This is a genomic window from Streptomyces hawaiiensis (assembly GCF_004803895.1).
GTDB lineage: Bacteria > Actinomycetota > Actinomycetes > Streptomycetales > Streptomycetaceae > Streptomyces > Streptomyces hawaiiensis.
Map to the genome: position 1 here is coordinate 3959859 of NZ_CP021978.1, position 19249 is coordinate 3979107.

19 protein-coding genes are annotated in these 19249 nt (G+C 72.2%); 10 read left to right on the top strand and 9 right to left on the bottom strand.

The window, feature by feature from the left end:
* Positions 1-176 precede the first annotated feature (176 nt).
* From CEB94_RS18060 to CEB94_RS18075, 4 genes are all read left to right on the top strand, one after another.
* Positions 177-1610: an MFS transporter gene (locus tag CEB94_RS18060; protein WP_175433223.1), complete on the top strand. Its 1434-nt coding sequence runs from the start codon at positions 177-179 to the stop codon at positions 1608-1610.
* 76 nt (positions 1611-1686) lie between these two features.
* On the top strand, positions 1687-2160 hold the full coding sequence (locus CEB94_RS18065) for a DUF2771 domain-containing protein (protein WP_175433224.1): 474 nt from the start codon (positions 1687-1689) through the stop codon (positions 2158-2160).
* Complete coding sequence (locus tag CEB94_RS18070; protein ID WP_425472459.1) at positions 2130-2921, top strand: futalosine hydrolase; 792 nt, start codon at positions 2130-2132, stop codon at positions 2919-2921. Before CEB94_RS18065 ends, CEB94_RS18070 begins: the two co-directional genes overlap by 31 nt.
* Complete coding sequence (locus tag CEB94_RS18075; RefSeq protein WP_175433225.1) at positions 2911-3759, top strand: 1,4-dihydroxy-6-naphtoate synthase; 849 nt, start codon at positions 2911-2913, stop codon at positions 3757-3759. Before CEB94_RS18070 ends, CEB94_RS18075 begins: the two co-directional genes overlap by 11 nt.
* Positions 3760-3762: 3 nt before the next feature.
* Here the strand turns inward: CEB94_RS18075 and CEB94_RS18080 are convergent, their stop codons facing one another.
* Entirely contained in the window at positions 3763-4146 is a 384-nt protein-coding gene (locus tag CEB94_RS18080; protein WP_010035896.1) for a cold-shock protein, read from the bottom strand.
* 164 nt (positions 4147-4310) lie between these two features.
* Between CEB94_RS18080 and CEB94_RS18085 the strand changes: the two genes are divergently transcribed.
* Positions 4311-4559 (top strand): hypothetical protein, encoded by a 249-nt coding sequence (locus CEB94_RS18085; protein ID WP_175433226.1) that lies wholly within the window; start codon positions 4311-4313, stop codon positions 4557-4559.
* On the opposite strand, the gene CEB94_RS18090 is transcribed toward CEB94_RS18085, so the two are convergent.
* Positions 4538-5161, bottom strand: coding sequence for an HAD family hydrolase (locus CEB94_RS18090; RefSeq protein ID WP_175433227.1), 624 nt, complete (start codon positions 5159-5161; stop codon positions 4538-4540). The two genes, CEB94_RS18085 and CEB94_RS18090, sit on opposite strands and share 22 nt — an antisense overlap.
* Positions 5162-5253: 92 nt before the next feature.
* The gene (locus CEB94_RS18095; protein ID WP_175433228.1) at positions 5254-6264 is read right to left on the bottom strand and encodes a hypothetical protein; all 1011 of its coding nucleotides are present in this window, start codon (positions 6262-6264) and stop codon (positions 5254-5256) included.
* Positions 6265-6417: 153 nt separating this feature from the next.
* On the opposite strand from CEB94_RS18095, the gene CEB94_RS18100 reads away from it, so the two are divergent.
* The 3 genes from CEB94_RS18100 (at position 6418) to CEB94_RS18105 (ending at position 9549) form a co-directional block, all read left to right on the top strand.
* Positions 6418-8961: a helicase C-terminal domain-containing protein gene (locus tag CEB94_RS18100; RefSeq protein ID WP_175433229.1), complete on the top strand. Its 2544-nt coding sequence runs from the start codon at positions 6418-6420 to the stop codon at positions 8959-8961.
* A gap of 168 nt (positions 8962-9129) precedes the next feature.
* Positions 9130-9261 (top strand): hypothetical protein, encoded by a 132-nt coding sequence (locus tag CEB94_RS41725; protein WP_281292507.1) that lies wholly within the window; start codon positions 9130-9132, stop codon positions 9259-9261.
* Between the two features lie 99 nt (positions 9262-9360).
* Complete coding sequence (locus CEB94_RS18105; RefSeq protein WP_175433230.1) at positions 9361-9549, top strand: hypothetical protein; 189 nt, start codon at positions 9361-9363, stop codon at positions 9547-9549.
* Here CEB94_RS18105 and istB read toward each other — a convergent pair.
* The gene (gene istB / locus CEB94_RS18110; RefSeq protein WP_175433231.1) at positions 9527-10786 is read right to left on the bottom strand and encodes an IS21-like element helper ATPase IstB; all 1260 of its coding nucleotides are present in this window, start codon (positions 10784-10786) and stop codon (positions 9527-9529) included. The two genes, CEB94_RS18105 and istB, sit on opposite strands and share 23 nt — an antisense overlap.
* A gap of 180 nt (positions 10787-10966) precedes the next feature.
* On the opposite strand from istB, the gene CEB94_RS18115 reads away from it, so the two are divergent.
* A complete protein-coding gene (locus tag CEB94_RS18115; RefSeq protein ID WP_175433232.1) occupies positions 10967-12610 on the top strand; it encodes a DNA repair helicase XPB in 1644 nt (547 codons plus the stop codon).
* A gap of 19 nt (positions 12611-12629) precedes the next feature.
* On the opposite strand, the gene CEB94_RS18120 is transcribed toward CEB94_RS18115, so the two are convergent.
* The gene (locus CEB94_RS18120) at positions 12630-12818 is read right to left on the bottom strand and encodes a hypothetical protein (protein ID WP_175433233.1); all 189 of its coding nucleotides are present in this window, start codon (positions 12816-12818) and stop codon (positions 12630-12632) included.
* Between the two features lie 308 nt (positions 12819-13126).
* Between CEB94_RS18120 and CEB94_RS18125 the strand changes: the two genes are divergently transcribed.
* A complete protein-coding gene (locus CEB94_RS18125; RefSeq protein WP_175433234.1) occupies positions 13127-15181 on the top strand; it encodes a HelD family protein in 2055 nt (684 codons plus the stop codon).
* A gap of 82 nt (positions 15182-15263) precedes the next feature.
* Here the strand turns inward: CEB94_RS18125 and CEB94_RS18130 are convergent, their stop codons facing one another.
* The 4 genes from CEB94_RS18130 to CEB94_RS18145 form a co-directional block, all read right to left on the bottom strand.
* A complete protein-coding gene (locus CEB94_RS18130; RefSeq protein WP_175433235.1) occupies positions 15264-16004 on the bottom strand; it encodes an SDR family NAD(P)-dependent oxidoreductase in 741 nt (246 codons plus the stop codon).
* A gap of 84 nt (positions 16005-16088) precedes the next feature.
* A complete protein-coding gene (locus CEB94_RS18135) occupies positions 16089-17606 on the bottom strand; it encodes an AfsR/SARP family transcriptional regulator (RefSeq protein ID WP_175433236.1) in 1518 nt (505 codons plus the stop codon).
* Positions 17607-17736: 130 nt separating this feature from the next.
* Complete coding sequence (locus CEB94_RS18140; protein ID WP_175433237.1) at positions 17737-18429, bottom strand: copper homeostasis protein CutC; 693 nt, start codon at positions 18427-18429, stop codon at positions 17737-17739.
* 104 nt (positions 18430-18533) lie between these two features.
* Positions 18534-19214: a maleylpyruvate isomerase family mycothiol-dependent enzyme gene (locus CEB94_RS18145; RefSeq protein WP_175433238.1), complete on the bottom strand. Its 681-nt coding sequence runs from the start codon at positions 19212-19214 to the stop codon at positions 18534-18536.
* Between the last annotated feature and the right edge of the window lie 35 nt (positions 19215-19249).

Consider the following 19249-nt stretch of genomic DNA (forward strand, 5'->3'; position numbering starts at 1 on the left):
CCATTTTGCGGGATGGCTGAGATACGCACGCTACCCTTCCGCCCCACTTCGCGTACACCGACGGTCCTGTTGCGCCGCCCACCGGACCACGAGCGGCCGCCCCGGACAGTCACCCCTCAGGCCCTATACGAGCGGTAATGGCACTACCCACGGCCTTATCGGGGCACTATGACGTCGTGGCAGCCGCGAAGACACCCCCGGGCGCCACCGGGACCGGTGGGTCGAAAGGGGTCAAGGGAAACAGCCGACCGAACGGTCCGGGCCGTCTGGGCGGCTCCCTCCGTGCGGTCGGTCGTGCCCTGCACTTCCCGGTGACCGGCACCGCCCGCGGCATCCGCAAGGCCACCCACGCGCACGGCGCCGGCGAGTCCGGCCTCGGCAAGCTGATCGAACTGCACGGCGTGAACGGCGCCGGCGACGTCATGATCACCGTGGCCCTGGCCTCCACGGTCTTCTTCTCCGTGCCCACCGACGAGGCCCGCGGCCGTGTCGCGCTGTACCTCGCCATCACCATGGCGCCCTTCACCCTCCTCGCGCCCGTCATCGGCCCCCTCCTCGACCGCATCCCGCACGGCCGCCGTGCCGCGATGGCCGGCGCGATGCTGGCCCGGGCGCTGCTCGCGATCGTCCTGTCCGGCGCGGTCGTCAGCGGCGGCCTGGAGCTGTACCCGGCCGCGCTGGGCGTCCTCGTCTCCTCGAAGGCGTACGGCGTGGTCAGAAGCGCCGTCGTGCCCCGGCTGCTGCCCCCGCGCTTCTCTCTCGTGAAGGCCAACTCGCGCGTCACCCTCGGCGGCCTCCTCGCCACCGGCATCGCCGCGCCCATCGGCGCCGGGCTCCAGCAGATCGGGCCGCGCTGGCCCCTCTACGGCGCCTTCGTGCTGTTCGTGGCGGGGACGATCCTGTCGTTCACGCTGCCGCCCAAGGTCGACTCCGCCAAGGGCGAGGACCGCGCCCTGCTGGCGGCGGACGAGGAGCACCTGCACGGGCCGCACCGGCAGCCGGTCAAGCGCCCCGGACTGCGCACGGTCGGCCCGGCCGTCACCCACGCCCTGGCCGCCAACGCCGCCATCCGCTGCCTGACCGGGTTCCTGATCTTCTTCCTGGCGTTCCTGCTGCGGGAGCATCCGATCTCCGGCCAGAGCGCCGCCGTGTCGCTGGGGATAGTGGGGGTCTCGGCGGGCGTGGGCAACGCGCTCGGTACGGCTGTGGGGGCGTGGCTGCGCTCCCGGGCGCCGGAGATCATCATCGTGACGGTCGTGGCGGGCGTGGCGGGCGCGGCGATCACGGCCGCGGTGTTCTTCAGCGCCGTCCTGGTGGCCGGTCTGGCCGCGATCGCCGGGTTCGCCCAGGCCCTGGCCAAGCTGTCCCTGGACGCGCTGATCCAGCGGGACGTGCCCGAACTCGTCCGTACGTCGGCGTTCGCCCGCTCCGAGACGCTGCTGCAGATGTCCTGGGTGCTGGGCGGGGCGGTGGGTATCGCGATGCCGCTCAACGGCACGGCCGGGCTGGCGGTGGGCGCCGCGATCGTCGGCACCGGGTGGCTGACGACCGTACGGGGGTTGATCGACTCGGCCCGGCGTGGGGGCACGGGGCGGGCGCGCGTCGCGTAGGGCCCTTCTGATGGATCTCCGAGGGAGCCGTACCCCGCGTGGGCGGTGCGACCCGCGGGCCCTATAGCCTTCGCCCATGAACACGTTGCAATCCGTTGTGCGACGCCGCCGCGCCGTCGCCGTCGCCGGCGTCGTATCCGCCGGACTGCTCGTCCTGTCGGCCTGTGACAAGCCGACGCCGATGGCCACGGTCACCGTGGGCAGCGACTCGGTGAACTCCGAGGCCACCTGTGGCGGCGAGGGCGCTGCCCTGAAGCAGTCCGATCTCGCCGGGTGCCTGAAGGACAAGGGCATCAAGAGCATCTCCGTCGACCCCGACGCCACCGTGCGCTTCGGTGTCGACCCCGAGATCGCCGACAAGGGCTGGACGATCCTGATGAACGGTCAGCCGCTGACCGACTCCAGCACGAAGACCTACCGCACGATTCCGGGCAGCGTGTTCTTCAACGCCCAGTACGGCGCGCAGGGCGACTCGACGCTGGTCTCCATCAAGGAGGGCGACAAGGACGCGTCGGGCCTGTGGAACTTCAAGCTGGAGAAGGACGCCTGATCGCTGCCGCCGGCCTCGGCCAGGTCCTCTTGGCCACCGCTGTCCCCGTGGAGAGGGACGCAGTGGCTCGAGCCTTCGGTGTGCTGTCGTCACAGCCCGATGAAGCGGTGCTCGGCGCTGCCGCCGGCCCTGCCCACCCGTTCCGCCCCGGCGGAACGACCGCCCACGGCTGGGCCGAGGTGATCGCCGTCGGTGTGGGGCCAGCGCTTGCCGCTGCCTGCACCGGATCCGTTCTCACCGCCGCCGCCCTGCAAGGCAGCCCCTACGGCCTCGTCGTCTCCGCCGGGATCGGGGGCGGGTTCCAGCCCGAGGCGCCTGTGGGGTCGCTCGTCGTCGCCGACGAGATCGTCGCGGCCGATCTGGGGGCCGAGACGGAGGACGGGTTCGTGCCGGTCACCGAGCTCGGGTTCGGGACCGTCGCCCATCAGCCGCCCGCGGATCTCGTCCGGCGGGTCGCCGACGCCACCGGGGCCCGGACCGGGGCCGTGCTCACCGTGTCGACCGTCACCGGGACGGCCGCCCGGGCCGCCGCGCTGCGGGACCGGCACCCCACGGCCCTCGCCGAGGCCATGGAGGGCTTCGGCGTCGCCGAGGCAGCCGCCGCGCACGGGGTACCCGTGCTGGAGATCCGGGCGATCTCCAATCCCGTCGGGCCGCGTGACCGCGCCGCCTGGCGCATCCCGGACGCTCTGGCAGCCTTGACCGAGGGATTCGGGAAGCTCGCGCCCGTACTGGAGAGTTGGAACCGGCATGACTGTTGAGCAGCTGCAGATCGCCTACTCGCCCTGCCCGAACGACACGTTCGTCTTCGACGCCCTCGCCCACGACCGCGTCCCCGGCGCCCCCGCCCTCGACGTGACGTTCGCCGACATCGACATCACCAACGGCATGGCCGAGCGCGGCGAGTTCGACGTGCTGAAGGTGTCGTACGCCGTGCTGCCCTACGTGCTCGACGAGTACGCGCTGCTGCCCTGCGGGGGCGCGCTGGGGCGGGGCTGCGGGCCGCTGGTGCTGACGCGGGAGGCCGATGTCGACCTGACGGGTCGCACCGTCGCCGTGCCGAGTGAGAAGTCGACCGCGTATCTGCTGTTCCGGCTGTGGGCCGCGGACACCGTGGCCGACGGGGTCGGCGAGATCGTCGTCATGCCGTTCCACGAGATCATGCCGGCCGTGCGGGACGGAAAGGTCGACGCGGGGCTCGTGATCCACGAGGCGCGCTTCACCTACCGCGACTACGGGCTGCACAAGCTCGCCGACATGGGCGAGCACTGGGAGGACACCACCGGGCTGCCGATCCCGCTGGGCGCGATCATCGCCAAGCGGTCGCTGGGCGAGCAGAAGCTGCGGCTGCTCGCCGACTCGATCCGGACGTCCGTGCGCGCCGCCTGGGACGACCCCGAGGTGTCCCGGCCGTACGTCATGGAGCACGCCCAGGAGATGGACCCGGCCGTCGCCGACCAGCACATCGGGCTGTACGTCAACGAGTTCACGGCCGGCCTCGGCGAGGACGGCTACGCGGCCGTGCGCGGGTTGCTGACCCGCGCGGCGGCCGAGGGACTCGTACCGCCCCTCGGCCCGGACGCGCTGCGCTTTCCCTGAGGCTCAGACGTCCAGCTGGTCGGCGACCGCGCGCAGCAGGCCGGCGATCTTCTTGCCGGCGGTCTTCTCGGGGTAGCGGCCCCGCTCCAGCATCGGCGTGATGTTCTCCAGGAGGGTCGTCAGATCCTGGACGATGGAGGCCAGCTCGTCCGGCTTCTTGCGGGTCGCTGCGGCGACGGAGGGGGTCGGGTCCAGGATCGTCAGGGACAGCGCCTGGTCGCCGCGCTGTCCGGCGACGACGCCGAACTCCACGCGCTGACCCGGCTTGAGCGTCTCGACTCCGGCGGGGAGGACCGAGGAATGGACGAAGACGTCACCGCCGTCGTCGCGGGAGAGAAAGCCGAAGCCCTTCTCACTGTTGAACCACTTGACCTTGCCGGTAGGCACGTCTGTCCTCGTCCTCGTACTCGTCGGAAAACTGCTTCTGGAAACGGCTCTTGATAGCACTCGGGCGGGCCGTACGGACCCGCCGGTACCAAGGCTAATGCTCTTGCAGCCGGTGACAAGACGTCACCCGGTTGTTCCTTCGCGCTGGGAACTACCCTGGTCGGGTGCGTGACAAAACCCAAACGAATTCCGCCGCTCCCGGTGACCGCCTGGTCCGTGCCGGAGCCGTCGTCTTCTTCATCGGCGCCCTGGCCACACTGGTCACGGTCGCCCCGCTGTTGCTCGGGACCTCGCCCTTTCCGACGTACATGTTCGGATTGAGCATGCTCATGGCGGTCGGATTCCTGATGGCCGGTGCGGGGGTGCTGCGATCCGTGGCAGCGGGCCGGCGTCAGGCGCGCGCGGGACGGTAGTCCGAAAGCCACCGCGGGAATTCGGTCAGATCGGTGAGGACGACGTCCGCACCCGCGGCGCGCAGTTCCTCTTCAGGGCAGGGGCCGGTGGCCACCGCGACCGACAGCGCCCCGGCGGCCCGGGCGCCGCGGACGTCCCCGACGTGGTCGCCGACGTAGACGCCCGCGTCGTGCTCGCGCAGGGCCTCCGCCTTCTGCTCGGCCCACAGGTCGCCGATGACCGCGTCGGGCTCGATGCCTAGGTGGGCGAGGTGCAGCTTGGCGTTGGGCTCGTACTTGGCGGTGACGACTATCGCGCGTCCCCCTGCCTCCCGTACGGCCGCGATGGCCTCCCGGGCGCCGGTCATCGCCGTGGTCGCGGCGATGGCGATGGTCGGGTACATCTCCCGGTACAGGTCCGCCATGACCTCGATCCTCTCGGCCGGGAACCAGTTGATCAGTTCCTCCGCGAGCGGCGGCCCGAGCCGCGTGACCGCCAGGTCGGCGTCGATGTACGTCCCCGTCCGCTCGGACAGCGCCTGGTAGCAGGCGCGGATGCCGGGCCGGGAGTCGATGAGGGTCATGTCGAGGTCGAAGCCGACGGTGAGTGCCATATGGGCCATTGTGCCCAGGCGGTGTGAACGGCAGACGTCCGCCTGTCACCGGCCAGAGGGTGCCCGCGAAGTCCCGCCTGCCTGCCGACGCCCGGCACGCCCTAGCGCGAGCGCTGTGAACGCCACACCAGGAACAGCGCCGACGCCACCGCCGCGCCCCTGACCACCCACGGCCAGGTCTCCGCCACCGCGGCGTTCATGTGGCCCTCGGCGATCGGGGCGCCCCAGCGGCCGTTCATCCGGCCCCACAGCCACACCAGGCCCCCCGCCACGGAGAGACTCGGCAGGATCACGACGGCCCACTTCGTCTCGGCCTGGGTCAGGCGGCGGGAGGCGTAGGCGATGAGCCAGCCCAGCAGGAGGACGAACCAGTTGCCGAGCACGGCACCGGCGACGAGGAGTGCGGCGGCGATCAGGAGGAGCGGGTTGCTCCAGTTCGCGGCGGTCAGGCGCGGGAGACGGCGGCGGCTACGCTTCCCGGCCACCTCGGCCACCTCGGCCACCTCGGCCACCTCGGCCACCTCGACGACCGGGGCCGTCTCCTCGGCCGCCGGCGTCTCCGCCTTCCGCTGCGCCGGGGGCTTCAGGAGGTCCGGCAGCTCCACGCCGCCCACGAAGCCCGGCACCTCGTCGCCCACGCCGAAGGGGCTGCTGTCCACCCGCCACCAGTCCGGCTGAACCGAGGTGTCGCCGAGCTCGTGCCCGGCGGCCAGATGCGGCGGGGCCGCACCGTCGGAGGGCGCGGGGTGCGGCTCCTCGGCGGGCCGCGCGGGGCGGGGACGCGGTACGACGCGCCGCATGACGCTCTTGGCCCGCTGCTCCGGCTCGGCCTCGCGCTGTACGGGCACGGAGGCGGGGGCGGCGCTGAACGGCTCACCGGTCGTGCCGCCCGCCGCCGCGGTCACGACGTCGTCGGGGCTGCCCAGCCTGGACAGGATGCGGCGGACGGCGGCGGGCGAGTCGACGGTGGCCTTCGCGCGCCGCTTGTCGATCTCGTTGCGCAGGTCCGCGACCAGGCGCATACGGGTGGCCGACGACAACTGCCGCTGCTGGGCCACGTCGCCGACGCGGCTCAGATACTCGTAAACGACCTGGTCGCTCTCAATCCCCACGAAGTCCCCTCCGGGGCGGGTGCGTTGCGTGACGCCGTCGGACGACGGTACCGCGAGGACCTGCGGGGCGGCCAAAAGCCCGTCCCGCGTTCGAGGGGCGAGGCCGCTCACAGTCGGCCCGGCCGCCGCGGGCGACCCGCTACCGTGGACCGGATGAGCACCGAGGACAGGCCCCCGGCCCCCCGCTCCCTCGCGGAAGCGCTCCGCGCGCGGGGCGATGCCGCGCTGGGCGCGCTCCTGCGCAGCCGCCCGGATCTCATCACGCCCGTCCCCACCGACCTCACCCAGCTCGCGACCCGCGCCGGTACCCGTGCCTCGGTCGTGCGGGCCCTGGAGCGGCTGGACCGGTTCGCGCTGCAGACGGCGGAGGCGCTGGCCGTGGCGGCGGACCCGGCGTCGTACGGCGAACTGCTCGGGCTCATGGCCGGGGACGACGCCGACCCGGCCGTCGTCGCGGCCCTGCCGCACGCCCTGGACGTCCTGCGCGAACAGGCCCTGGTGTGGGGCGACGACGACCGGCTGCGGCTGGTCCGCACGGCGCGTGAGCTGCTGGCCCCCTCGCCGCAGCACCCATCGCCGACGGGGCTCGGCCCGTCGGTGCAGGAGGCCACCGCCGGGATGTCCCCGGGTCGGATCCAGGAGATCGTCACGGCCGCCGGGCTGGCCTCGACGCACGACTCGGTCTCCGCGGTGAGCGCCCTGGCCGGGCTGTTCACGGACCGGGCCCGGATGGCCGCGCTGCTCGCCGGCGCCCCGGCCGACTCCCTCGAGGTGCTGGAACGCCTGGTGTGGGGGCCACCGTACGGGCAGGTCACCGCCGATCCTGCGCCCCGGCTGCGCTGGCTGCTGGACCGGGGGCTGCTGCTGCCGACGGCGCCCGGGACGGTCGTCCTGCCGCGCGAGGTCGCCCTGCATCTGCGGCGGGGGCTGGCGCACCGGACGCCCGAGCCCGTGCCGCCGGTCGTGGAGGCGGCCGCCGTTCACCGTCCACAGGTTGTGGACAGCACCGCCGCCGGGCAGGCGTACACCGCACTCGCGACCGTCGAGGAGCTGCTGAAGGACTGGGACGAGGGCGGGCCGGCGGTGCTGCGGGCCGGTGGGCTGAGCATGCGGGATCTGAAGCGGACCGCGGTCGCGCTCGACGTATCGGAGCCGGTGGCCGCGTTCTGGGTGGAACTGGCGTACGCGGCGGGCCTGATCGCCTCGGACGGCGAGGCCGACGAGCGGTACGCGGCGACCCCGGCGTACGACGAGTGGCGGGAGCTGCCCGCCGCCGAGCGCTGGTCGCGGCTGGTCACGGCATGGCTCGCGGCGACCCGGACGGCCGGTCTTGTGGGCGGGCGCGACGCGAAGGAGCGTACGTTGTCCGCGCTCGGGCCGGGCCTGGACCGCTCGGCGGCGCCCGAGGTACGACACCGGGTGCTGACTCTGCTGGCCGGGCTGCCGGAGGGCGCCGCGCCGGCAGCCGCGTCGGTGCTGGCCAGGCTGCGCTGGGAGCGGCCCCTGCGCGGTGACCGGCGCGAGGACGATCTGCGCGGCCGGCTCGCCGAGTGGGCCCTGTCCGAGGCGGAGCTGCTGGGCGTCACGGGCCGGGGCGCGCTGTCGGCCCAGGGCCGGGCGCTGCTGGGCGCGCCCGCGGCCGGCGCGCCGGGCCCGGAAGCGGAGCCCTCCGGTCCGGGCGACAAGCTGCCCGTCCACCACCACCATCACCGCCCCGCCCCGCTCGCTCCCCTCTCCGCCGCCGAACAGGCCGTCGCCTCCGCCGCCGCGGCCCGGCTGCTCGCGCCGCTGCTGCCCGAGCCGCTGGACCACGTGCTGCTCCAGGCCGACCTGACGGCGGTGGCGCCCGGACCCCTGCGGCGGCCGCTCGCGGACGTGCTGGGTGTGCTGGCGGACGTCGAGTCCAAGGGCGGGGCCACCGTCTACCGGTTCACGCCCGGCTCGGTGCGCCGCGCGCTGGACGCCGGGCAGGCCGCCTCCGACCTGCACGCCTTCCTTGCCGCACACTCCCGTACGCCGGTGCCGCAGCCGCTCGCGTACCTGATCGACGACGTGGCCCGCCGGCACGGCCATCTGCGCGTCGGCGCGGCCTCGGCGTACGTGCGCTGCGACGACGACGCGGTGCTCAGCGAGATCCTCGCCGACAAGCGGGCCGCGGGGCTCGGGCTGCGCCGACTGGCCCCTACCGTGCTGGCCGCGCAGGCCGACCCGTCGGGGCTGCTGGAGGGCTTGCGGGCGATGGGGTTCGCGCCGGCCGCCGAGTCGGCCGAGGGCGATGTGCTGATCACCCGCGCCCTGGCCCACCGCACCCCGCCCCGCACCGCGCCCGAGCCGGTCCCGGACGGCCCGCCGGTCCCCGACGACACCCTCCTCGCGGCCGCGCTGCGCGCCATCCGGGCCGGCGACCTCGCCTCCACCACCCCGCGCAAGCCTGGTGCGGTTCCCGCGGTCAACGGCGAGCTGCCCCGCACCGGTGCCGCCGAGACCCTCGCCACCATGCAGGCCGCCGTCCTGACCGGCGAGACGCTGTGGATCGGCTACGTCAACGCCGAGGGGGCCGCCAGCCAGCGGGTCATCGCCCCGGTCCGCGTCGAGGGCGGCTTCGTCACGGCGTACGACCACACCGCGGACGAGGTCCGCACGTACCCGCTGCACCGGATCACCGGGGTCGCGGAGCTCGCCGACGACGCGGGCTGACGGCCGCTCGCGGCCCGTGTCACCCGTTCGGGTGCAGGCGGGCGTTCATGCACGCCACGCCGGGCAATTCCCACGCTCGGGCGACCTTTCCGGGCGTGCCGCATCACGTCGTGCGCGCGAGGGCAGCCACCGGGTGTCCTGTGAGCTTCGCCGAAAGGAAGTCCCCACATGCGCGCTGTCCGTCGAGTCGCCGCCGTCCTGACCGCCGCCGCCCTGATGACGTTCGGAGGGCTGGCCACTCCCGCCTCCGCGGTGGGCATCGACATCGCCGGCCTCGTCATCGAGACACCGCAGATCTGATCCGCTCCCGCGCACTCCCAGGGCCGGCCCAGGTGTCCCCGGGCCGGCCCGCGGTGCGGTGTCCCCCGTCCCTCAGCCGTGAAAGGCCCTGCCGTCCTCATGCGTGAGAACCTGCCCGCCGTCGCTCTCTGTACCGTCGCGCTCGTGGGGGTGCTCGCGCCCTCCGCCGCCGCGGCCCCCGCGCTGCCGCTGCCCCTGCCGGTCGCCGGTGTGGAGCCGCTGGTCACCGAGGGGGTCTCCATCGAAGGCCCGCTGGTCAACAACGTCAGTCTGCCCACGCTGAAGTAGCGCGGCGCGTCCGGTAGCTGTCGCCGTCCAGCCGCACGATCTCGGCGTGATGGGCGAGGCGGTCCGTCATCGCCGGGGCGGACGGGCCGAAGACCTCGTCCCAGCGGCCGAGCGGGCGGTCGCTGGTCACGATCAGCGAGGCCCGTTCGTAGCGGTGCGCGACGAGCTGGAAGAACAGGCCCGCGGTCGCCGCGTCGAAGGGCGTGTAGCCGACCTCGTCGACGATCAGGAGGGGGTGATCGTCGAGAGCGGTCAGCTCCGCGGCGAGCCGGCCGGCGGCCCGGGCGTCTGCGAGCCGGGCGGCCCACTCGGCGGCGGTCGCGAACAGCACCCGGTGCCCGGCCTGGCAGGCGCGGACGCCCAGGGCGACGGCCAGATGGGTCTTGCCGGTGCCGGGCGGACCGACGAAGACCACGTTGTGCCGGGCGGTGACGAAGTCCGCCTTCCCGAGCCGGGCCACGGTCTCCCGGTCGAAGTCCCGGGGGTGCCGCTGGTCGAAGTCCTCCAGCACCTTGCGCGCCGGAAAGCCGGCGGCACGGATCCGGGCCTCGGCGTCGGTGTCCGGGTCGGGCCGCGGCGACACGACGACGGCGGCCGCCGGGGCCGTCCCGGGTTCCGGCTTCGTCTGCGGCCGGCTTTCGTGGTGGTGCGCCTGTGCCTGTGCCTGCGCGGGTGCGGGTGCGGGTGCGGCCGGTGAGCGGTCGGCGTGTGCGCGGTCCGTGTGGGCGACCATCGGGCCCGACATGTAGGCGAGGATCGCCGCCGAGGCGATGAACGCCATGTGGATCACCGTCCCCCACAGCAGGGCGTGCTGGGAGGTGTGGTGGACGTCCACGAACATCTGGAGCAGGTGCACGGAGGAGATGCCCACGATCGCCGTGGCGAGCTTGACCTTCAGCACGTTGGAGTTGACGTGCGAGAGCCATTCGGGCTGGTCACGGTGGCCCTGGAGGCCGATGCGCGAGACGAACGTCTCGTAGCCGCCGACGATCACCATGATCAGCAGGTTCGCGATCATGACGACGTCGACCAGCTTGAGCACCGCGAGCATCACGTACGTCTCGGTGGCGTGCCCGCTCACGCACATCAGGATTAAGGTCCACAGCTCCTTGAAGAACTTGTAGACGTAGACGCCCTGGGCGGCCACCAGCCCGAAGTACAGCGGGGCCTGGAGCCAGCGGGTGGCGAACAGGGCGTATCCGAGCGTGGTGGTCGTCGGGTTCTGCACCTTCGCCATTGTTCGGGGCCGCGATGGAAAAACTGAATTCACACCACACGTTGGGATGAATAGGCATTCAGTATGACCGGACGCGCAGATCACACCACGTGACGCGGTCGATCAGGCACACTGGACGTTTGGCCGAGGCGTCGCACTGTCGAGCCGTCCGAGCCTCCGGCCACAGAAAGGGTGCAGCGCGTGAATGGTCCGCTGATCGTCCAGTCCGACAAGACCCTGCTCCTGGAAGTCGACCACGAGCAGGCCGACGACTGCCGCCGGTCCATCGCCCCGTTCGCGGAACTGGAGCGGGCACCGGAGCACATCCACACCTACCGCCTGACCCCGCTGGGCCTGTGGAACGCCCGCGCGGCGGGCCATGACGCCGAGCAGGTCGTGGACGCGCTCGTGCAGTACAGCCGCTACCCGGTGCCGCACGCGCTGCTCGTGGACATCGCCGAGACGATGGACCGCTACGGCCGTCTCACTCTGTCCAAGCACCCGGCGCACGGGCTGGTCCTGACCACCACCGACCGCCCGGTGCTGGAGGAGATCCTGCGGTCGAAGCGGGTCGCGCCCCTGGTCGGCACCCGCATCGACCCGGACACGGTCGCCGTGCACCCCTCCGAGCGCGGGCAGATCAAGCAGACGCTGCTCAAGCTGGGCTGGCCGGCCGAGGACCTCGCCGGGTACGTCGACGGCGAGGCCCACGAGATCGAGCTGGCCGAGGACGGCTGGGCACTGCGGCCGTACCAGAAGCAGGCCGTGGAGAACTTCTGGCACGGCGGGTCGGGCGTCGTCGTCCTGCCCTGCGGCGCCGGAAAGACGCTGGTCGGCGCCGGGGCGATGGCACAGGCCAAGTCCACGACGCTGATCCTGGTCACGAACACGGTCTCCGCCCGGCAGTGGAAGCACGAGCTGGTGAAGCGGACGTCGCTCACCGAGGAGGAGATCGGCGAGTACAGCGGCACGAAGAAGGAGATCCGGCCCGTCACGATCGCCACGTACCAGGTGCTGACGACCCGGCGGAAGGGCGTCTACCCGCACCTGGAGCTGTTCGACTCGCGGGACTGGGGGCTGATCGTCTACGACGAGGTGCACCTGCTGCCCGCGCCGGTCTTCAAGTTCACCGCCGACCTCCAGGCGCGGCGGCGGCTCGGCCTGACCGCCACCCTGGTGCGTGAGGACGGCCGGGAGTCGGACGTGTTCTCCCTGATCGGTCCCAAGCGGTTCGACGCGCCGTGGAAGGAGATCGAGGCGCAGGGCTACATCGCGCCCGCCGACTGCGTGGAGGTCCGGGTCAATCTGACCGACTCCGAGCGGCTCGCGTACGCCACGGCCGAGACGGAGGAGAAGTACCGCTTCTGTGCGACGACCGCGACCAAGCGGAAGGTCACGGAGGCGATCGTCCGCCGCTTCGCCGGGCAGCAGATCCTCGTCATCGGCCAGTACATCGACCAGCTCGACGAACTGGGCGAGCACCTCGGGGCGCCCGTGATCAAGGGCGAGACGTCGAACGCGCAGCGGGAGAAGCTCTTCGACGCCTTCCGGGAAGGCGAGATCAGCGTGCTCGTCGTGTCCAAGGTCGCGAACTTCTCGATCGACCTGCCGGAGGCGACGGTCGCGATCCAGGTCTCGGGCACCTTCGGCTCCCGGCAGGAGGAGGCCCAGCGCCTCGGCCGGGTTTTGCGCCCCAAGTCGGACGGCCACCAGGCGCACTTCTACTCCGTGGTCGCCCGGGACACCATCGACCAGGACTTCGCCGCCCACCGCCAGCGCTTCCTGGCGGAGCAGGGCTACGCGTACCGGATCATGGACGCGGACGAGCTGCTCGCGGAGAACTGACGGTGCCGGGCCGGTCCGCTCACTTGTGGCGGACCACGCCGACTTCCTCTCCGTACTGACCGAGGACGATCACGTCGAAGGCGGCGCCCGCGAAGACCTTGACGGCGCGCAGGGCATCGCCGAGACGGTGGCGGTGACTGCCTGCCACAGCGGTGGCGCCGGGCGGGCGGCTCGGTCCCGGGGCAGGGTGGATGGTTGCTGCGCTCATGTCTCCATGGTGCGATTTCGACCATAAAGCCCGCGTCGGTCTCGGGACCGAACCTTCCGGCGGCCCGCGTACGCCCATGGGGCGATGCCTGCCCCTCAGGGAGGAGGGGCTCGTCCCCTAGGGGACGAAGAGACGGGGTGGGGAGAAAACCGTTGGCGGGGCGGGGAGAAAACCGTTGGCGGCCGTCGCCCCCGCTCCTCTAAGATCTCCGCTCTTGCCCGCCTCCCTCGCGGAGTGCCGCCGACCGGACGGAAACCGGCCGGCATCTCACCGCCCACTCTTCAGCAGGTCCCTCCGGAGGCACCCCCTTGTCCACGCCCGTCGACGACCCGCTCTCGCGTGAGCGCTCCCATCTCTCCGCGTCCCGTTCCGCCCTGCGCGCCATGCGCGCGGATGTCGAGGCCCTCGACATCCGCGACGTCACCGCGAACTGGGTCAACGCCGAGGCGCTGGCCCACCAGATCGAGGAGCGCATCAAGGCGCTGGCCGACCTCAGCGACACCCCGCTGTTCTTCGGCCGGCTCGACTACCTGCACGCCCCGGGGAGTGAACAGGCCGAGGGGGCGCAGGGGGAGCGCTTCTACATCGGGCGGCGACATGTGCACGACCACGACGGCGACCCGATGGTCATCGACTGGCGCGCGCCCGTCTCCCAGCCGTTCTACCGGGCCTCCAAGAAGGACCCGCTGGACGTCGCGCTGCGCCGCCGCTTCGGTTACACGGGTGGCGACCTCACGGCGTACGAGGACGAGCACCTGTCGGACCCGGCCGAGGCGGCCCGGACCAGCAAACTGCTCCAGCAGGAGATCGAGCGGCCGCGTGTGGGCCCGATGCGGGACATCGTCGCGACGATCCAGCCTGAGCAGGACGAGATCGTCCGGTCCGGCCTGTCCGGCACGGTGTGCGTGCAGGGCGGCCCGGGCACCGGGAAGACCGCCGTCGGCCTGCACCGGGTCGCCTACCTCCTCTACGCCCACCGCGAGCGCCTCGCCCGTACCGGCACACTGGTCATCGGGCCGAACCGGTCCTTCCTGCACTACATCGAGCAAGTCCTGCCCGCGCTGGGTGAGTTGACCGTCCAGCAGGCCACCGTCGACGACCTCGTCGCACACGTCGAGATCAAGGGCACGGACGACGCGACGGCCGCCGTCGTCAAGGGCGACGCCCGGCTGGCGCGGGTGCTGCGCCGGGCCCTCTACGCGCACGTCACGATGCCCATCGAGCCGGTCGTGGTCGTGCGCGGCTCCCGCCGCTGGCGGGTCCCGGCGTACGAACTGGAGGAGCTCGTCCGCGAGTTGCTCGACCGCGACATCCGCTACGGCGCCGCCCGCGAGGCCCTGCCGCAGCGCATCGCGCACGCCGTGCTGGTGCAGATGGAACGCTCGGGTGAGGCGCCGGACGACCGTGTGCAGGACGCGGTGGCCCGCAACAGCGCGGTCAAGGCGGCGGTCAAGGCGGTCTGGCCGGCGGTCGAGCCAGCGAAACTCGTGCTCCGCCTGCTGTCGGACCCGGAGTTCCTCGCCGTGCACGCCGAGGGGATCCTCGGCGAGGACGAGCAGAAGGCGATCCTCTGGGCGAAGCCGGCGCGCAGTGTGAAGTCGGCCAAGTGGTCGCCCGCGGACGCCGTCCTGATCGACGAGGCCACCGACCTGATCCAGCGCACGCACTCCCTCGGGCATGTCGTCCTCGACGAGGCGCAGGACCTCTCCCCCATGCAGTACCGGGCGGTCGGCCGTCGCTGCACGACCGGCAGCGCGACCGTCCTCGGCGACCTGGCGCAGGGCACGACGCCGTGGGCGACCCGTGGCTGGCAGGAGGCGCTGACCCACCTGGGCAAGCCGGACGCGCTGGTGGAGGAGCTGACGGCCGGTTTCCGCGTCCCGACGGACGTCATCACCTACGCCTCCCGGCTGCTCCCGCACATCGCCCCGGGCCTCACGCCTGTGGTCTCCATCCGCGAGAACCCGGGCCAGTTCGAGGTCCGGCCGGTCTCCGGCCCGAAGGACGTGGTCGAGGCGTGCCGCGAGCTGCTGCGCCACGAGGGCTCGACTGGCCTGATCGCGGCGGACACCCGCGTCCCGGAGCTGGCCGAGGCACTCGAGCAGGCCGGGATCCCGTACCTCGGCCCCGGCGAGGAGACGACCGTGGACACCCGCCTGACCCTGGTCCCGGCGTCGCTGGCGAAGGGCCTGGAGTACGACTACGTCGTCCTGGACGAACCCCAGGCGGTGGTCGACGGCGAACCGGACGAACGCACGGGCCTGCGCCGCCTGTATGTGGCGCTGACGCGAGCTGTGTCGGGCCTGATCGTCACGCACGCGGCCGGGCTGCCGCCGCAGTTGGCGTCAACCACCCCTCGCTGAAGCGTCGGGCCTGCACAACGGGCATCACCGGCGGTGGTGCCCGCGGGCGTCGCCCATCAGCGCCAAGCAGTCGCTCCCGCGCTCAGGTCGCGACCAAGCCGCCGTCGGCGGTGAGCACCGCGCCGGTGATGTAGCTGGCCTTGTCGGAGGCCAGGAACACCACGGCTTCGGCGATCTCCTCAGGCTCGCCGGCACGGGCGAGCGGTGTGCTCTGGCTGAACGCCTCGAACATCTCGCCCACCGTGTCGACGGCCATGTCGGTCCGGATCGGGCCCGGCGCCACGGAGTTGACGCGAACGCCCGCCGCGCCGAACTCGACGGCCCACGACCGGGTCAGCGCGTCCATCGCGGCCTTGGAGGCGTTGTAGACGGAGCCGACCGGGGTGCCGATCTGGGCGGCGACCGACGACACGTTGACGATCGCACCCTTCTTCTTGGTCACCATGGCCGGCGCGAGCGCGGCCGTCAGGAAGTAGGACGCACGAACGTTGATGTCGAACACCTGCTCGTAGCTGTCGAGCGACTGCTCAGGGGTCGACGAGAACGGGAAGATGCCCGCGTTGTTCACCAGGATGTCCACCTGGCCGACCTCCTCGGCGAGCTTGCGGACGTCGTCGATGTTCGCGACGTCCGCGACGACGAAGTGGCCCGTCCCGCCCGCCTGCTCGATCAGCTCGACGGTCTCCTTGCCCAGCTCGGCCCTGCGCCCCGTCACGTAGACGGTGGCACCCGCCTCCGCGAGCTTGACCGCGATCGCGCGGCCGATACCCGACGTGGCGCCGGTGACGAGTGCCTTCTTGTCCTGCAGTTCGTTGGTTGACATGTCTGCAATCGTGGCGGTGCCAGATCGTCGGAGCATAATTTCCGGATATACGGCCTGGTCAGGTCCCGCAGACATCGAAAGGAATCAGGTGGTCAGGGCCGCTGTGCGCCGGCCGAAGTAGAGGCGCACGAAGTGCGGCAGCCGGTAGCGGCCGAGTACGAGCGGCTCGATCAGGTGCACACCCGTGAGCGACTCCAGCACCAGCTCGATCTCACCGGGGTCGGCCCCGGACATCTCCGCCGCATGGTGGCTGTCGATCACCTCGGCGTCCTGGCGCGCGAAGCACATGAGCATGTGCCGTTCTGGATCGCTCAGCTGCTCCTCGGCCGCGATCAACGGGGCGAACATCGCAGCGCAGTCGGAGGGGATCACGCCGTCGAGCTTGCTCTCCCGCTCCATTTGCAGCAGAACCATCCCGGTCGTCCAATGAGGACGCGAGCTGAGCTTGCCCCCCATCACCCTGATCGGGCCCGGCAGGCGCGAGAGGCGTTCCAGCAGCACCTCGGCCTGCCCCGGTTCGGCGTCCGCGCGCACCGGACCGAGGACCTTGCGGAAGAAATCCCGTGCCTCCCTCTCGGCCAGCCCGGCGGTCTTCAGCCAGGTCACCCCCGGCAGCTCGTTCAACCTGTGGACGCTCGTGAGAATCATCGCCGAGCCGGGCGTGGCGAGATCGCGTACGGCCGCCGCGTCCTGCACGTCGTCGACCACGACAAGGAAACGCCTGCCCCGCGCCGTCTCCCGCCACAGTGCGGCTTTGTCGCCGACGGGGTTCTCCACGCCGACCGCGCGCAACAGCTCGCCGGCGACGTCCCCGCCCCTGACGAAGATCTGCCCGTCCGGGAAGCGGCCCCTGACGAGGTGGCCGATCCGGGTGGCCAGCGCGGTCTTGCCGCTGCCCCGCATACCGGTGATGCCCACGGCGCCCGGCAACGTCCGGAGAGCCTGCGCGATCTCCTCGACACGGCCGGTGAAGTCGATCAGATCCGGCAGCAGCTGCTCCGGTCTACGCGGCGGGGTGAGGTCGCCCTTGAGGATCAGCGCGTGGACCTTGCGCAGCTCCGGCCCTGGTTCGAGGCCGAGTTCCTCGTTGAGGAGTGCGCGCGCCCGGTGGAAGTGGTCAAGTGCTTCGCCCTGCCTGCCCTCCAGGTAGAGGGCGCGCATCAGGAGAGCGCGCGGTCGTTCCCTGAGCGGGAAGGCGGCGACGTGCTTCTGCAGCTCCAGCACGTCGAGTTCACGTTCGAGGCAGTCCTCCCGCGCCTTGAGCCGGTAGTCGCCGAGCCGCACCCGTTGCGCGTCGAAGTAGGCACTCCGGAGGCCTTCCAAGGGCTCTCCGCGGCAATCGTCGACGATCTCCGCGCGGACCGTGTACCCCCCGTCCCTGGACTTCAGGTTCAGCTCCGGAAGGGTCTTGCGGATCTTGTACACGTACGTCCGCAACGCCATCACCGCGCTCGGCGTCGGGTGGTCCCAGACCATGCTGACCAACTGGTCGTTGCTCAGCCGGATGCCGTTGTTCAGCAGCAACGCCGCCAGCACCGCCCGCTGCTGGCGCGGCCCCAGTTCGATCTCCTCCTCGTCGCGCCAGGCTCGTACCGGACCCATCAGTGAGAAGCGCAGGCTCATGCAACGGCACAACGCACCGGCACGTCCCCTGCTTCCCCGTACAGAGGCGACCTGGAGAAACGCGGGACGGCGAACTGCCGTCGCCCGTCAGAGTGTTGGCCGGGGACGTTCAGACGGCGTCCAGGGCGGCCCGCCACCGTGCGACGGCATCCGCCGACACCGGTGCCTCCCAGCCCTCCGGCCGAGCCGCCCCGCCGATGTGGAAGCCGTCGACCCCGGCCGTCAGCAGCGTCGGCACGTGGTCGAGCCGGAGCCCGCCCCCCACCAGGAGATGCTGCTCGTACCCCGGCTGTCCCTGCCGGGCCGCCTCCGCGAGCAGCAAGGGCAGCCCCTCATCGACCCCACCCGAAGCCCCGGCCGTCAGATACGTGTCCAACCCCGGCACCCCGTCCAACTGCTTACGCAGGGCGTCCCGGTCGGCGGCCCGGTCGATCGCGCGATGGAACGTCCAGGGGCAACCGTCCAGCACCCCGACGACCCGCTCCACAGCCGCCAGATCCACCGCACCCCCGGCGTCGAGGAACCCCAGCACGAACTCCTCCGCCCCGGCCTCCCGCAGCTCACCGGCCACCCGCACGAGCCGGTCGACATCCCCCGCCGCGAACCCGTCGGCCTGCCGCAGCATCACCCGCAGCGAGATGTCGACCGCCCGGCGGATCCCGGCGACGGTGGCGGCCGACGGCGTGAGCCCGTCGGCCGCCATGTCGCTGACCAGCTCGAGGCGGTCCGCGCCTCCCGCCTGGGCGGCGACCGCGTCCTCGACGCCGAGGGCGATCACCTCCAGGACTGCACGCTTGCTCATGGGGCCCCTTCGTCGGACGGGCGTCGGCGTTCGGTGACAGGTCTAGTCCAATCAAAGACTACGCTGCCCACTCCCGCGGAATCCGAAGCCCCCGGGGCCCTGCCTCAGCCGTAGATGTTCAGCTCCTTCGCCTCCACCCCGGCCAGCTCGAACGCCGGCACCCCGTCGACCGGCCGCCCCGCGTACAGCCGTACGAGCGTCGGCCCGTCCCCGATGAAACGGCCCGGGGGCCGCTCCCCGCCGCTCTCCCCCAGCCGCAGCGGCTCGTCCAGGTCGTCGAGGTCGGCGTGCACCGGCACGTGCCCCCGCTCGCGGGTGATCCGGGCGAGCAGCGCGAGCGCGTCCGGCAGCCCGGCCCCGCCGTACGCCCCGGGCTCCCCGAGGGCCTCGCGGACGTCCCCGGCGTGCACCCACTCCCCCAGGGCGAGACCGTCCAGCTTCCCGCCGGCCCCGGCGATCACGGGCCCGGCGGCGCCCATCCCCCGCTCCAGCTCGTCGACGACCCGCGCGTCGCTCCACTCGGCCCGCTCCGCGATGTCCCGGTCGTTGGACTCGGGCGAGAACACGCCCTCCTCGAACCTGCCCTCCGCCACCCGGGTCAGCGCGGCCGAGCAGTGCGCCAGCACGTCCCGCACCGTCCAGCCCGGACACGCGGCGACGGGCCGCGCGAAGTCCTCCTCGGCCCGAGCCCGCAGCAGCGGGATCAGCGCGTCACGCTCGATAGTGAGCAGCCGCCCGGGCTGCTCGGGGTCCCGTACGTCATGCACGTCAGCAGGTGTCGTCATGGACCCCACGCTAGGTCCCCGAGCCCGCTCAGCGG

What these genes read in the sequence shown, in the direction of transcription:
- CEB94_RS18140 (WP_175433237.1), bottom strand. Translation starts at nt 18,429, where the DNA reads ATGAGCAAGCGTGCAGTCCTGGAGGTGATCGCCCTCGGCGTCGAGGAC.
- CEB94_RS41725 (WP_281292507.1), top strand. Translation starts at nt 9,130, where the DNA reads ATGCGCGCTGTCCGTCGAGTCGCCGCCGTCCTGACCGCCGCCGCCCTG.
- istB (WP_175433231.1), bottom strand. Translation starts at nt 10,786, where the DNA reads ATGGCGAAGGTGCAGAACCCGACGACCACCACGCTCGGATACGCCCTG.
- CEB94_RS18120 (WP_175433233.1), bottom strand. Translation starts at nt 12,818, where the DNA reads ATGAGCGCAGCAACCATCCACCCTGCCCCGGGACCGAGCCGCCCGCCC.
- CEB94_RS18105 (WP_175433230.1), top strand. Translation starts at nt 9,361, where the DNA reads ATGCGTGAGAACCTGCCCGCCGTCGCTCTCTGTACCGTCGCGCTCGTG.
- CEB94_RS18100 (WP_175433229.1), top strand. Translation starts at nt 6,418, where the DNA reads ATGAGCACCGAGGACAGGCCCCCGGCCCCCCGCTCCCTCGCGGAAGCG.
- CEB94_RS18090 (WP_175433227.1), bottom strand. Translation starts at nt 5,161, where the DNA reads ATGGCCCATATGGCACTCACCGTCGGCTTCGACCTCGACATGACCCTC.
- CEB94_RS18145 (WP_175433238.1), bottom strand. Translation starts at nt 19,214, where the DNA reads ATGACGACACCTGCTGACGTGCATGACGTACGGGACCCCGAGCAGCCC.
- CEB94_RS18075 (WP_175433225.1), top strand. Translation starts at nt 2,911, where the DNA reads ATGACTGTTGAGCAGCTGCAGATCGCCTACTCGCCCTGCCCGAACGAC.
- CEB94_RS18065 (WP_175433224.1), top strand. Translation starts at nt 1,687, where the DNA reads ATGAACACGTTGCAATCCGTTGTGCGACGCCGCCGCGCCGTCGCCGTC.
- CEB94_RS18135 (WP_175433236.1), bottom strand. Translation starts at nt 17,606, where the DNA reads ATGGGTCCGGTACGAGCCTGGCGCGACGAGGAGGAGATCGAACTGGGG.
- CEB94_RS18130 (WP_175433235.1), bottom strand. Translation starts at nt 16,004, where the DNA reads ATGTCAACCAACGAACTGCAGGACAAGAAGGCACTCGTCACCGGCGCC.